The organism is Flagellimonas taeanensis (assembly GCF_003584105.1).
GTDB classification, from domain to species: Bacteria; Bacteroidota; Bacteroidia; order Flavobacteriales; family Flavobacteriaceae; genus Flagellimonas; species Flagellimonas taeanensis.
Map to the genome: position 1 here is coordinate 156,191 of NZ_QXFO01000008.1, position 14,250 is coordinate 170,440.

General features: G+C 44.3%; 8 protein-coding genes. 5 read left to right on the forward strand and 3 right to left on the reverse strand.

The annotated features are described in order from the left end of the window. Positions 1-5: 5 nt before the first annotated feature. Both D2V93_RS02895 and D2V93_RS02900 read left to right on the forward strand, forming a co-directional pair. Positions 6-2,510 (forward strand): ORC-CDC6 family AAA ATPase, encoded by a 2,505-nt coding sequence (locus tag D2V93_RS02895; protein ID WP_119618314.1) that lies wholly within the window; start codon positions 6-8, stop codon positions 2,508-2,510. Beyond that, the gene (locus tag D2V93_RS02900) at positions 2,488-3,525 is read left to right on the forward strand and encodes a hypothetical protein (RefSeq protein WP_147377349.1); all 1,038 of its coding nucleotides are present in this window, start codon (positions 2,488-2,490) and stop codon (positions 3,523-3,525) included. Before D2V93_RS02895 ends, D2V93_RS02900 begins: the two co-directional genes overlap by 23 nt. 83 nt (positions 3,526-3,608) lie before the next feature. Here D2V93_RS02900 and D2V93_RS02905 read toward each other — a convergent pair whose 3' ends face one another. Beyond that, a complete protein-coding gene (locus tag D2V93_RS02905) occupies positions 3,609-3,878 on the reverse strand; it encodes a helix-turn-helix domain-containing protein (RefSeq protein WP_147377350.1) in 270 nt (89 codons plus the stop codon). Positions 3,879-5,013: 1,135 nt separating this feature from the next. Here D2V93_RS02905 and D2V93_RS02915 point away from each other — a divergent pair. The 3 genes from D2V93_RS02915 (at position 5,014) to D2V93_RS02925 (ending at position 12,060) form a co-directional block, all read left to right on the forward strand. Further along, positions 5,014-7,971: a SusC/RagA family TonB-linked outer membrane protein gene (locus D2V93_RS02915; protein WP_245978074.1), complete on the forward strand. Its 2,958-nt coding sequence runs from the start codon at positions 5,014-5,016 to the stop codon at positions 7,969-7,971. Positions 7,972-7,988: 17 nt separating this feature from the next. After that, complete coding sequence (locus D2V93_RS02920; RefSeq protein ID WP_119618319.1) at positions 7,989-9,377, forward strand: RagB/SusD family nutrient uptake outer membrane protein; 1,389 nt, start codon at positions 7,989-7,991, stop codon at positions 9,375-9,377. Positions 9,378-9,474: 97 nt separating this feature from the next. After that, positions 9,475-12,060 carry an alpha/beta hydrolase family protein gene (locus tag D2V93_RS02925; RefSeq protein WP_182849928.1) on the forward strand — a complete coding sequence of 862 codons (2,586 nt, stop codon included), beginning with the start codon at positions 9,475-9,477 and terminating at the stop codon, positions 12,058-12,060. A 74-nt stretch (positions 12,061-12,134) separates the two neighbouring features. Here the strand turns inward: D2V93_RS02925 and D2V93_RS02930 are convergent, their stop codons facing one another. Further along, positions 12,135-12,407 (reverse strand): DUF6520 family protein, encoded by a 273-nt coding sequence (locus tag D2V93_RS02930; protein ID WP_119618321.1) that lies wholly within the window; start codon positions 12,405-12,407, stop codon positions 12,135-12,137. A 142-nt stretch (positions 12,408-12,549) separates the two neighbouring features. Next, a complete protein-coding gene (locus D2V93_RS02935; protein ID WP_147377352.1) occupies positions 12,550-14,100 on the reverse strand; it encodes a MauE/DoxX family redox-associated membrane protein in 1,551 nt (516 codons plus the stop codon). Positions 14,101-14,250 lie beyond the last annotated feature (150 nt).

Genomic DNA, 14,250 nt, shown 5'->3' on the forward strand with positions numbered 1-14,250 from the left:
TTAAGATGACAGCAGACAATTCAGACTATAATATAGGAATAAGCCCATGGAAAGATTATGTGCTGACTGAGTATAAAGGAAAAGGCAAAACAGGAAGAGTTTACAAAGCTGTTCGAAAAGGAGATAGTCAAGATATTTTAGCGTGTAAAATAATATCTCCTAAAAAACTAAGGCCTGGATGGGAAAATGAGTTAGAAAAACTTTCAAAGCTTAGAGGAGTTCCTAATGTAGTGCCATACTTCCACCACGGAGAATGTAAAAATCAAAATGACGAGCCAGTAGTTTTTATACTTTATCAATTCATAGATGGGTGGAATTTAAAAGAGTATGTAAAAATACATGGAGATCTTGAGCTTGTATTGATTGAACAAATTATCAAAACTGTGGCATCGGTTTTATATGCTTGCAATGGTGTAAATATTGAGCATGGAGATTTACATGAGGGAAATATCATGATTAGCAGGCCCGATATTAGAATGATAGGCAACCCGCCGATTATTTGGATAACAGATTTTGGATATGGAGGCTCTCATAATGACCTGAAGCCCAAAAATGATTTCAAACAGCTTTTTACAATTTTCACTGCACTTTTAAAAGGAATAGAAAGAAGCAGTCTAAACCCAAGAGATCGTATAGTTTTTGATAAAATGATTGAATTCAAAAACACAAAGGTCCTGGAATATGATCCAACTCAGGGAAGATTTGCGGGTCTAGAAGCGTTGGTGAACGAAATCGACGAAATTGGTAGAAATGCTGAAATAGAGGTTGCGATTGAAAAAAGGGGCGAAACTTCCATGGCCCCAGGGGATTATCTATATGCGGAGGCTTTAGGTATAGATAAGAACGAATGGCAAATATTATTTGTTCCCGAAATACTGGGTTCAAAGAACTTACTAAGTAAGAATATAACTATACTTACAGGAGCGAGAGGATGCGGGAAAACAATGACCTTTAGAAGGCTTACAGCATTTATGGATGGTCTAATCGGTCAAAGTTCCGGCGTTGAGGGGTCAGAACAGTTTGTTGGGTTTTATGTTAACTGCCGAGATTTGGTTGAAGCATTTCCTTATATTCCGTTTAAGACAAAGGTGCCAATCGATGATCAAATTATTCATTTTTTTCATCTATTATGGTTTGCAGAATTATGCAAGTCACTTGCTATACAGAGAAAAAAAGAAGATTCATTTAAATGGTTAGATGATTTTACTTCTAAAATATTCCCGGACTACGAAACCCCTCCTAAAGGAACTGATATTTTGTCCTATGTTAGAACACATATTGAAGAGGCCAAAGAGAATTGCCGTTTAGTTAGGCTAGGGTTAAAAGATGGGTTTGAAAACTGGCCGGCATCTCGAATGGATTTTCTAGATTTAATGGTTCAAGAAACTCAAAAGAATGTTATTTGGATTACAAAAAGACCTTTTTACTTTTTTTTAGACGATTACACCCTGCCTCTTATAAGTGGTCAAACACAGAGAATCTTGAATCCAATTCTTTTCAAAAGAAGGAGCACTCTTTTTTTTAAAATTTCTACCGAGTCTTCAAATAGCTTCGACATAACGGGTGTAAGAGGCAAACCATTGGAATTAACTCAAGATTTTGAGTTAATTGATATGGCAAATGAAAGCCTTCATCTTTCTAAATCTAGTAAGAGGGAATTATTAAACAAAATTTTTATTCCAAGAATAAAAAGACACCATTTACTGAAAGAAGAAAATTTCAGTTTAGACGACATACTTGGTAAAACCCCCTTATCAAATAACGAGTTGTCAAAAAAAATGAGGGAGGCTTCACAGGAAGGAAAGCAGCGTAAAATTTTATATCAGGGTGTAGACACATTTGTAGGGATGTGGTCAAGCGATACAAGAACTATGATTCAAATGTTTGTCGACATTCTCAAAGAAGCTGAAAACGATGTAGCTTTGGAGGCTACTTTAACACCTATTAAACCATCCATCCAAGATAGGGTATTTAGGTCTGCAGGCGGAGAATTTTTAAAATTTATGGAGGCCGTTACTGACCCGATGGACTGGGAAGATACGAAAGCAACAAAATTTAATAATGGAAAGTTTGGTATACATCTTAAAGATATAGTTGAAGCTTTTGTTAATGTTTCAAGATTTGAGATGACCCAGGGGCCTTTGATTTCAAATCAAGGGCGACAGCATCCTAAACAAGCATTTAGAATTGAAATATTGGATAAATTTGAATTATCTCCGGAAAGTAAGATGTTTTATAATGGCTTGACAAGGTGGCATATTTTTCTCCAAGATTGGAGAGGTAAAAGTGTTCGTGGAATGCTTACCCCAAGACTTTTTATAAATCGCCTGTTAATTCCCTATACAAATCTTTCTTTTTCCTCTCATGACAGTATCTCTTTGAACAATGAAGAGTTTATGAGTTTGCTGACAAATCCTAAGGGGTTCTATATCTATTGGAAAGATAAGAAAAAGGATAAACTAGCGGATCCAAAGCAAACTAACCTATTTGAAAAAAATGAATTTACCTAATTTACAAAGGGCGGAAAAATTAATAGCCTTAAAAAAAAGGTTATTCATTGGCGCATATGGATTTGAAGATAGAACAATAGGATGGTTACAATATCAATCTGAATTGACAAAGGGAGCGATATTAGATTCGGCCCTTATGTTTAATTATGATTTAAGTAATGATTTGCACCCAAGCCCGAATAAAACGACGCTAATACAAACATTACTTAAACGATTGGGTTGTATTAACGGTATACAAGAAATAGGATATAATTGGGAAATGCCAAATAATATTGAGGATGAAATCGAAGATTTTTTTTCAAGGAAACTTAAATCTTATGAAGAAATCATAGTCGACATTTCAACTATGAGCAAGTATCTAATCTTGATATGTCTTCTTAAGTTAACGGAGTATAATGGCAGTATACGGATTGTTTATTCAGAAGCATCTAAATATAGCCCCTCTTATAAGGAATATTTGAAATCAAAAGACAACATGGCCTTTCTCGCAAAATATCCAAGTCAAGGGGTCGCGGCAATAGCTAGAGCACGTTGTCTTAGTAGTATTCGTATGCAGGGTCAACCAGTTACTTTAATAGCTTTCACATCATTTAATGAACAGCTTGTAAGACATCTTTTAGGAACTATGAATCCTCATAGATTGATTTTAATTAATGGACGACCTCCAGATCCTAAATTGAAATGGAGGGAAAGCGCCACTCAGGAAATACATAAAAAACTAATAGAAACTTTTTCTATATATAATCCTCTTGACAAGGACAATTTTATGACCAACAGTATCAGCACTCTTGATTATAAGGAAACAATAGATGTTGTAAATAAAATTTATAATGAAGTTGGTAATTATGAAAGAATTATTTGCGGGGTGACAGGAAGTAAAATGCAAACCGTAGGATTATACTTCAGCAAGATTCTTCATCCCGATATTCATTTGGAGTATCCAACTCCTAGTAGTTACTACGTTGAAGGTCTTAGTCAAGGGGTAAAGAAAATACATGAATTGATTATAAATTAATTTGGCCTAGTGTAGATACCCCAAAAATTAGGGCAGGATTTCTACAGATCTAACATATTGATTTAAGTCTTGATGCTAGTTGTCTATATTGGATTATCAGGCATAAAATCCTTCATACTACATTCAAGGTATTTCGCCAGTTCGTTCAACTGATCAAAAGAATACATGCTAGGCGAACTATCCATTTCGATTTGACCAATGTAGCCACGTGTGACCCCGAATAGTTCACCAATATCTGATTGACTACGATTTAATTTATTCCTTCTAGCCTTCACAAGCCTCACAATCTTCAATTCTATTTTTGTCTTTGGAGTAACTTTTTTTGCCATTCTTAAAAAAATATTCAAAAACATTTGCTTAGTTATCGCTAACACATTATGTTTGCATAGTCATAACTAAGCATTTGTTGTGCTGTTCAACTTGACTATTACATCTATCAAATAGATTGTGAGTTTAATGAGCCTCAGCGTCCGAAGCTAGCATTTCGACACAACACGAGGCGGTAGAGTTAAACCCACGTCTAAAGCTATTATGTATCTTTACATAATTCTTTAGGCTGGGTTCTACTGAAAACCGTGTTGTAGGCTTGCTAGCGCCTGGACAAAGGTTGGATGTGGAATTCCAGCCTTTTCGCTTTTTAAACTCGTTCATCATAAGCTACTAGGGTATATGAAAACGAGTAGAGCAAATCCATTAAAGCACCTCCGCAGCAAATCATTTGCAGCTAATATCTCTATTTGCGGTAACAAACAGGTGCAATCCCAATCCCTTCAATTTAATCTTAAAAACATCAAATGCGCCTCGAATGAGCACCAAAAACTTCTAGCACCAAAAGCAAGGACGTGGCTCCATGCAGGCCAAGGGGGCAAACCCTTTGACTACTGTCCGCCAATACAAACCCCATGCCCACAGAAAATATGGGTTTACCGAGCTAAAGGCGGTTTTATTTTTTCAACATCAATTACAATGACTATAAAAGTAGCTTCTTTTCCTTTAACTGCAAATGGACATAGCGGGCTGTTTTTGAAATCTGATTTTCTTTGACCATTTATGACCAACTAAAACTCTAAAATAATGCTTTACTATTTAAGGAATGTTCCAATAACTACATTTCATCTATTATTTAGGAAGAAGCCTAGAAACCCAATCTAATCCAAAGACTAAAGCTATGGGATAGACGCAACATTTTCCGGTTCACGATATCATCTTTTGTCCCTTGGCTGATACATACACTTTTGGGGTATCCGGCCCTAGGACATTTTCATAGTCATTATTCATTAAGGAACCCTATTTCCAACTGCATTTGGTACTTGGACGGGATGGCCTATGTCCGAACCTTGATGTCCTTCTTGGAGTTTTGCCTTTATGCTGACTTTTTGGACAGTGGAATACAAACTAACGCTTTACTCAAACGAACTCAACATTATGAATAAATCACCAAAATGCTTTTGCAGGACATCATGGTTCCTGCTACTATATATCTTTTTAGTGCCCCTTTTCACACACAAAATGCAGGCGGGCCATATCTTGGAACCACCACAGTCCACCATTTCCGGCACCGTGACCGATACTTCGGGGAATCTCCTGGCCGGGGTGAACCTTGTGGTGGAGTCCAAGCATATCGGGACTATATCCGCCTTGGACGGTTCCTTTGCAATAAATGCGGGTCCTGACGATGTGCTTGTCTTTTCCATGGTCGGCTTCAAGACACTTTCCGTGCCCATTTCGGGTAGGGACGAAATTGCTGTCATGCTGAAGGAGGATGTGACCCAGTTGGGGGAAGTGGTGCTCAATGCGGGCTACTATACCGTTACCGAAAAGGAACGTACGGGGAACATCAGCAAGGTAACGGCTTCCGAATTCGAAAAACAGCCTGTCTCCAATCCACTGGCCGCCCTACAGGGACGGATGCCAGGGGTAAGCGTCACCCAGACCTCGGGCCTGCCAGGGGCAGGGTTCGACATACAGATCAGGGGACGGAACAGTATCGGTGCAGGAAACGACCCGCTCTATATTGTGGATGGGGTGCCCTTTGCCTCGGATCCCATCAATTACTCCCAGACCTCGGGTATACTTGGAGGGACCATTAGCCCGCTCAACGGCATCAACCCCGCGGATATAGAAAAGATCGAGGTGCTGAAGGATGCCGATGCCACGGCCATCTATGGATCCCGTGGCGCCAACGGGGTGGTGCTGGTCACCACAAAGAAGGGCCGGTCGGGCAAGGCGGAGCTCAACATCCATCTCAATACCAGTCTAGGCAGGGTCACCCGGTTCATGGACCTGTTGAGCACACCACAGTACTTGGAGATGAGAAGGGAGGCCTTTGCCAATGATGGCATTGGGGACTACCCCGCCAATGTCTATGATGTGAACGGGACTTGGGATCAGGACCGGTACACCGATTGGCAAAAGGAACTGATCGGGGGAACCGTGCACAGGACCATGGCACAGGCATCCGTATCCGGTGGCAGCAATGGTACCCGTTACCTGATGAGCGGGACTTACCAAAAGGAGAATACCGTATTTCCCGGTGAATCAGGATATCAAAAGGGAAGTGTATCGTTGAACCTGGACCATGTTTCGGAGGATGGACGTTTCAAACTCCACTTCTCTGGAAACTACGTTGTCGACCACAACAATCTCCCCGCAGCAGATCTTACCCGTATTTCAAGAAGCTTGGCACCCAATGCCCCTGCCCTTTATGACGACGATGGGGAACTGAACTGGGCCGACAATACCTGGAACAATCCGCTTGCCGATCTGGAGAGCCGTTTTTCCTCCAATTCCAAGACCCTGACCACAAATGGGACCGCTTCCTATGCTGTCTTCCAACGGATCACCGCCAAGGTAAACCTGGGTTATACGGATACACGTGTGAACGATAGTAGGATCCTGCCCTCGACAAGATACAACCCCGCCTTTGGTGCCGATAGCAGATACTCCTCGATTTACAGTGGAACATCGTCCCGTAGCTCATGGATCGTGGAGCCCCAATTGCAATGGCAAGGGGATATGGGCCCATTACAATTGGATGTATTGTTGGGAAGTACTTTCCAACAACAGGATCAGCAGCAATTGGGGCTTTATGCCCAAGGTTTTCCAAGCAACGAACTCCTTGGGGACATATCAGCGGCCACCACCCTGAACATTAATTTGGATTCCGGGACGGAGTATAGGTACCAGGCCATTTTTGGCAGGATCAATCTGAACTATCAACAAAAATATATCCTTAACCTAACGGCCAGACGGGACGGTTCCTCCCGGTTTGGTCCAGGAAACCAGTTTGCCAACTTTGGGGCCGTTGGGGCCGCTTGGCTGTTCTCTGAGGAGGATTTTATAAAAGAGGCCCTTCCGGTGATCAGCTATGGTAAATTGAGGGGAAGCTACGGCACCACGGGGAACGATCAGATCGGGGACTATCAATTTTGGGAGACCTATAGTTTGGGAGGCACCAATTATGATGGGGTCAGTGTCCTACAGCCTACCCGTCTGTTCAATCCCGATTTTGGATGGGAACGCAACGATAAATTGGAGGTCGGTCTGGAATTCGGTCTCTGGAAGGACCGCATCCTGTTGGCGGGCAATTATTATCGCAACCGATCCTCCAATCAACTGGTGGGTATTCCCATGCCGGGAACTTCAGGTTTCACCAGTCTTCAGGCCAATTTGGATGCCATTGTCCAGAACAAGGGGGTGGAGCTGGAAGTCACTTCCCGTTTGGTACATACCCCAAGGGTAAAGTGGCAGCTCTCCCTGAACCTGAGTCTTCCCGAGAACGAATTGATTTCCTTTCCGGGACTGGAGGCCTCTTCCTACGCCAATAGTCTTGTGGTGGGAAAATCCCTTGGGATACGTAAACTGTATTACAGTACGGGTGTGGACCCCACCACGGGAGTGTATCAATTCAGAGATTTTGACGGGGACGGTGTTATTTCATCGCCCAACGACCAACAATGGACAGTGGATATGGATCCTGATCTTTATGGGGGTTTGGCGAACAATATCGGCATTGGCCGATTTGAATTGGATTTTCTATTCCAGTTCACCAAGCAAAGACAGTGGAACTATCTCTACAATGGTGGTTTCCCTGGTTCGATGATGAACCAGCCAGTGGATGTTCTGGATCGATGGAGGCAGGCAGGTGATAGTGCGAACGAACAACGGTATACCACGGGAAACAATGCTGATGCCGTATCTGCCTTTTACCGATACAGTAGCAGTAACAGGGCTGTGTCCGATGCTTCTTTTGTACGGTTGAAAACGGCCTCGATCAGTTATAGGATCCCTGCCAAGTTGACCAAGGGTATGGACTGTAGGGTCTACCTCCAGGGACAGAACCTATGGACATGGACCTCCTATAGGTGGGGCGATCCCGAATTCATCGGGGTGGGGCGGTTGCCCCCGCTACGGCAGATCACATTGGGCGCACAACTTACTTTCTAATTCAAAATAGCATTCAGATGAAAATACAACGAATAGTATATCAACTTTATCTTTTGGTGTGGTCATTGCTGATACCGGGCTGCACGGATTTTGTGGAAACGGACCTGCCACCCTCCCAGTTGACGGGTGGGGCCGTATTTACCGATAGGGCCACGGCAACGGCGGCCTTGGCCAACATCTACGCAGGACTGCGAAATCAGACCCTGATCACGGGTGGTTCCCGGGGCATCGGAAATCTCTTGGGACATTACGCGGATGAACTGGACTATTATGGTGACGGCATTGGAACGATCTACAATTTTAACATCCATTCCGTATTGGCCACGGAACTGGAGCTGGCTACGTTATGGAACAAAAGTTACAACCTTATCTATGCCTGTAATTCTATTTTGGAAGGCTTGGAAGGGAATACCATTCTTACTGAATTGGATAGGGAACAACTACAGGGAGAAGCCCTTTTTCTAAGAGGTTTTATTCATTTTTACCTGTCCCAACTTTTTGGGGACATACCCTATGTGACCCGAACGGATTATCGTGATAATGCCCAGATTGGGAAATTGGGAGGTTCCGAGACCTATGAACAGTTGGTCGCGGATCTGGAAAGGGCCATTGATCTGCTCCCAGAATTGTATGTGACGCCAGATAGGGTCAGGGTGAACCGATATGTGACCATGGCCTTTTTGGCCAGGGTGGCCCTATATTCTGGTGATTGGGAAAGGGCACTGACCCTTTCAAATGATGTACTGGACAGGACAGATCTTTATTCGTGGGAGGAAGATCTGGGCCAAGTTTTTTTGAAAGGGAGCAAGGGAACCTTATGGCAGTTGAAACCAGTATCGTCCGGAGGGAATACCCTGGAGGCCCAGACCTTTGTTTTTGAATCGGGACCTCCCATCAACCAAGGTGCCCTTACCCGATCCTTTATGGACGGGTTCGCTCCCGGAGATCAACGGGCCGTTCATTGGACCAGAGGCATAGCAAATGGTACCACGGTTTGGTACCATCCCTACAAATACAAGGCCAATGCACCTACTGGAAGCTCCGTGGAGCACTCGGTGGTATTGCGATTGGGGGAACTTTATTTGATCAGGGCAGAGGCCAGGATGCAATTGGGAGATCTTGATGGGGCCATGGCGGACCTGAACAAGATCCGCGGCCGTGCAGGCCTTTCGGATCTGGAAGGTCTCGATAGGATGGATCTGGAGGTTGCCCTTTTGAAAGAAAGGAGGTACGAATTCTTTACCGAGTTCGGCCATCGATGGTTCGATCTGAAACGCTTTCAAAAAGCAGGGGAGGTACTTGGACCGCTAAAGCCGAACTGGCAGGAGTACCATCTGCTGTTCCCCATACCACAATCCGAGCTTTTGGCCAACCCGAACCTAAACCCCCAAAACGATGGTTATTAGAACAGAGCAAAACAAGGGAATATTGACTCTTATTCCAGGAAACGGAGAAAGGGAACCAAAGGTAAACCGAGAGGTTTTGTTTTCATTTATTTTATTGATGTTAGCCGCCTGCCCCTTATGGGGGCAGGTAACCTCGAAAAAGTCCCTGACCCCAAAGGACTACCATCGGTGGAGCACCCTTTTCCTGCCCCAAATTTCCGATAATGGCCAATGGGTCTCCTACACAAAGCAGTACGATTATGGGCAGGATACCCTTTTTATCCAATCTACGGAAGGAGATACCCAGTATGTCCATCCGGGCGGGGGACAATTGGAATTCACGGCCGATGGCGATAAAGCGGTCATATCCAAGGAAGGGGCATTACAATTACAGAATCTCGGCAATGGGGATGTAGAGGACATTGGCACCATATTGGGACATGAAATGGTATTGAATGGTACGGGGCTCCTGATAAATAAAATGGGAGCAGAAAAAGGCGGATATGATCTTGAATTCAGGTCCCTGAAAACAGAAAGGACATTTGATCTAAAGGAAGTGGATTACCATCTTATTTCCCCTAAGGGAGACAAGCTCCTTTATATCACAAGGGAAAAAGGAACATATGCACTTCAACTTTTGGATTTGGGACCCGGTGAATGGAAACCCGTTGAATTACGGGAATCCAGATTTCCCTTTCAACGATTGGTGTGGGGTCCTTCCGGCAACAGTATTGCATTCCTTCAGAAGGATGGTGAAACCAAAGATGGCCTAGGACTTTATTTCCTTATCATTGGTTCCAAAATGAATTGGTTCCGGTTGGATGGCGAGCAATTCTTAGGTAAGGTGGAACTGCAATTGGCCGATCATCGTATGCTGGTAGCCCCCGACGATTCCAAGGTTTTATTTGGACTGGAGCCCCAAAAAGGCTCCTTGGACTCCAAAGGACCAACCTATGGCGAAATAGTGGAACTCTGGCACGCCCAGGATCCATTGATCTACCCACGGAGACAACTGTTGGGGTTGTTCCCGGACAAAGCTCGTGTTTGGGCATGGTGGCCTAAGACCCAGAAAACATTGCAACTGTCCACATCAGAGCATCCCTATGCGATTCCCACCCCAAAGTTTGATCATGCCCTGATATATAATTCGTGGGACAATGAGCCACAATTCAAACGGGATGCCGATAAGGACTTTTACCTAAAGGAACTGGCCACCGGAGAACAGCAACTGTTGCAAGAAAAGCTGCCCTATTGGGGCAAGTATGTGGGCATGTCGGAGGACGGGAGCTACCTCAAGTATTTCAAGAACGGGGATTGGTGGGTGTACCATGTTAAAAAGGGAGTCCATGTCAACCTCACCGAAAACCTGAAATCGGAATGGTCTTTTTTGGACTATGGGCGGGAGGAGGATGAAGTGCCCTACGGCAGTCCCGGATGGGACAAGGAAGGGAACATGATTTTGGTCTATGACCGATTTGACATTTGGCAGATTTCGCCTGATGGCAAACGACACAAACGGCTGACTCGGGGAAAGGAAAAAAGCATACAATATCGGATTGATAGGAATGCCTCCTTCGAACATGACAACACATATTATTTTTCCAACTTTATGGACGGTATTTTTGATGGAGGAGAAGGGTTGATCTTGAAAGGGTCTGGGGATGACCTGGGTTCCGGTTATTTTTTTTGGAACAAGAAAAAGGGCCTGCAGACCTTGGTTTACAAACCAAAGCGGATATATGGATTGAAAAAGGCAAAGGATACCCAGGATTATATTTATCTTGAAGAAACTTTTGAAGACCCGACCCGACTGGTTCACTTAAAAATAGGCCAAAATCCCAAGATCTTGGTTGACCCCAATGCCTTTCAATCGGACTATAAATGGGGCAGGTCTTCATTGATCGGTTATAAGAACAAGGAGGGTGAAGAAATTGAAGGGGTATTGGTGTATCCTTCGGGTTATGAACCAGGGAAAAGATACCCCATGATGGTGCACATCTATGAGGAGCAACAGTATAGATTCAATGAGGCAGTGCCTCCATCGGAGTATCAAATAATGAATACTTCGGCCCTTGCCTCCAATGGGTATTTGGTGCTCTACCCGGATATCCGGTACAAGATCGGCGAGCCTGGGGAGAGTGCGTTGGATTGTGTGGTCTCTGCCGTCAATAAGGTGGTTGATATGGGCCTTGCCGACCCTGAAAGGATCGGATTGTATGGGGCATCCTTCGGTGGTTTTGAGACCACCTATATTATTTCCCAAACGGACATTTTTGCAACAGCCATTGCAGGGGTTGCGATTACCGATCTGGTCAGTAGTTACCTTTCCATTGGCGAGGCGAGAGGACTTGATGAGGCATGGCGGTACGAGCACCATCAATTACGGATGGGTGATAGCTTTACGGATAACTTTCAAGGTTTTATCGAGAACTCTCCGGTTTACCAAGCTCATTCCATCAACACACCCTTGTTGGGATGGGTCGGGAAGGATGATCGTAATGTACATTGGACACAGAGTGTGGAACTCTATTTGGCATTGAGACGTTTGAAAAAGGACCATGTGCTTTTGGTCTATCCCGGGGAAAAACATGCTATACGGAACAAGGAAAAGCGAAAAGATCTCAGTAGTCGCATCAATGCATGGATAGGCCATTATCTAAAGGACCAACCCAAAGGGGAATGGATGCTCAAAGAAGAGCCATAAAATGCTTGCAAAAAGGGAGCACCGATTTCCCGGTGCTCCCCTACTGCACAGCCAAATTACCAGTTCATAGCTGTTTAATCCCTATAGAGATTTACACTACAACTGGTCACATCATCTTCATTCGCCAATCCAAAGGCCTGTTGTCCTTGGTAGGTACAAATGTTGGCTTTCAATGATGTGTCACATTGGATAGGGGTGCTCTGACAAGGTTGCCCTGGCCCCATGGGGATGTACGCATCCACAAGGGCGGAACTGCTTTCAGTCTTTGCCTGTGTGGCAAAGGCGGCCGCCACGGCAAAAACGATTGCTATAGCGGGCATGATTGTTTTTAAAAGATTTTTTCTCATAATAATAGAATTAAAAATTAAGACCCATGCTTTTGTTCAGCTCCAACAACAAGGTGATAGGCCTTGGACCTTGATGCGGAGCATCCGGATATTTTTACCCGACACTTTGGGTTGTCTGCCCGAGCTGTGCCGGTTTTTCTGTCTAATCCTGCATTATTGCAAGTGTATCGTTTTGGGCATTTGCCCTTATGTTATCAAAAGGCGGCCCTTCCAGTTTATAGGTGACCAAGGTCTGGTCAAAGATCCCGATGAAATTTCCCTCGGAGACCAAGAAATCCTTAAGGGGTTCGCCCCGTATATGGTGCACATAAAAACTTAGGACATAACTTGAGTCCATTAGGTCGTACACGTCTATGACCGAGGCCCTTTTCCACATATATTTGGATTCGTTCCTGCCCAGAAGATTTCCTTGGACAAAAAGAAGGCCGTTGTTGACCGCGGCCCTTTTGTTGACGATCAAGGGAGGGGCCGCCATTTTTCGTTCATTGCTCTTTTGAAGCGCGGCCACTTTTATCTGGGGAAAGCTGATGGTGTCGATGGTCCGGCCATAGCGTGTTCTTTGCAATAGGGTATCGGCCAAAATGATTTTGTTATGATAATAATGCACATATACCACTTGGTTCGATACCGGGTCGTGCAACAATACCCCATCAGTATCAAAGACGCCGTCAACCTGTTTTTGTAGGAGGTCGGGTTTCAACGATAATGGGATGCTGTCCCCCAACCGGACCAACCCAAGTTCATTTTCGTTGTTTTGGGTACTGCGTACCCGTATGGCAAAAGTGTTGGGGGACAGGGGAACCGCCAATGAAAAATAGGCTTTGCCCCTTAATTTGGGATTGGCGGCCCATGTATCGGTCCTGCCCCTGAATATGATGGGTACCGTGCCGTCCATGAAATAGAAATAGGGAGGGTGTACAATGGTCTTGATGGACCGAAAACCTATGTTTTCATGGGGGATGTTCATTTGGATGTGTAGCGTGTCTCTTAATGTGGTATCACTGGCCACCATATGGAGCGGGGAAGTGGGATTGGCCAAAAATATCCTACCCTGGCCAGCTCCGGCCAGATAATAGGAATTGAAGCCCAGATCCAGTTCATGGGTACGTTTTATGGGGTGGTGGGGATAACGTCGGGTGAAATTGTTCCGATGGTGGACCATATTCTCGCTCCATAGAAATAGGCCCGTCACCAGGGCCATACTTCCCAAGGCAAGTGCCCCTATGATTACAAGCGGTTTGCCCATCAATTTTTTTGGTTCCGAAGGATGGTTCCGCTGTTGGTTTTGGGTCCCCTTGTCCTTGACCTGTATATTCAATAAAAGGATTCCGATGAGTGCCAAAAGCACATAAAGGAGATTGAAGACCAAATGTTCGGTCCATCCCAAATCCTCCAGAACACCACCACAGGAGCAGGGGATGAAGTCGGTAAAGTTTAGGATAATGACAATATAGGTGGTGAACATGACCATTAAAAAAAAGGCGGCATTCAGCCCCCAAAACCGTAGCCGAGGGACAAAAAGCATTCCTGCCACGATCAGTTCTGAAAGGGGAACCGTCCAGGCCACCCAATCTGCATGTGCGGTAAGAAGGGGGGATTGGGCCAATTGAATGCGAAAACTTTCAAAATCCAACAGTTTGCTGACAGCGGCATAAGCAAAAAGGAGGATGTACAACAGACATATGATCTCCAAAATAATCCTGCTATGTTTTGCGCTCCATTTCATTTTATTTGTAACCATTTGATTTACAATGGTAAATTTAAATAGGATGATGGATCTGTAAGGGATTACTTTGTATCTGAGAAGGATTATTTGTTGACTGAGAGGGAGTATTTTCGCTTT

Bases quoted from the DNA above. Each gene is read 5' to 3' on its own strand.
- D2V93_RS02925 (WP_182849928.1), top strand. From the start codon at position 9,475: ATGTTAGCCGCCTGCCCCTTATGGGGGCAGGTAACCTCGAAAAAGTCC.
- D2V93_RS02895 (WP_119618314.1), top strand. From the start codon at position 6: ATGACAGCAGACAATTCAGACTATAATATAGGAATAAGCCCATGGAAA.
- D2V93_RS02920 (WP_119618319.1), top strand. From the start codon at position 7,989: ATGAAAATACAACGAATAGTATATCAACTTTATCTTTTGGTGTGGTCA.
- D2V93_RS02930 (WP_119618321.1), bottom strand. From the start codon at position 12,407: ATGAGAAAAAATCTTTTAAAAACAATCATGCCCGCTATAGCAATCGTT.
- D2V93_RS02905 (WP_147377350.1), bottom strand. From the start codon at position 3,878: ATGTTTTTGAATATTTTTTTAAGAATGGCAAAAAAAGTTACTCCAAAG.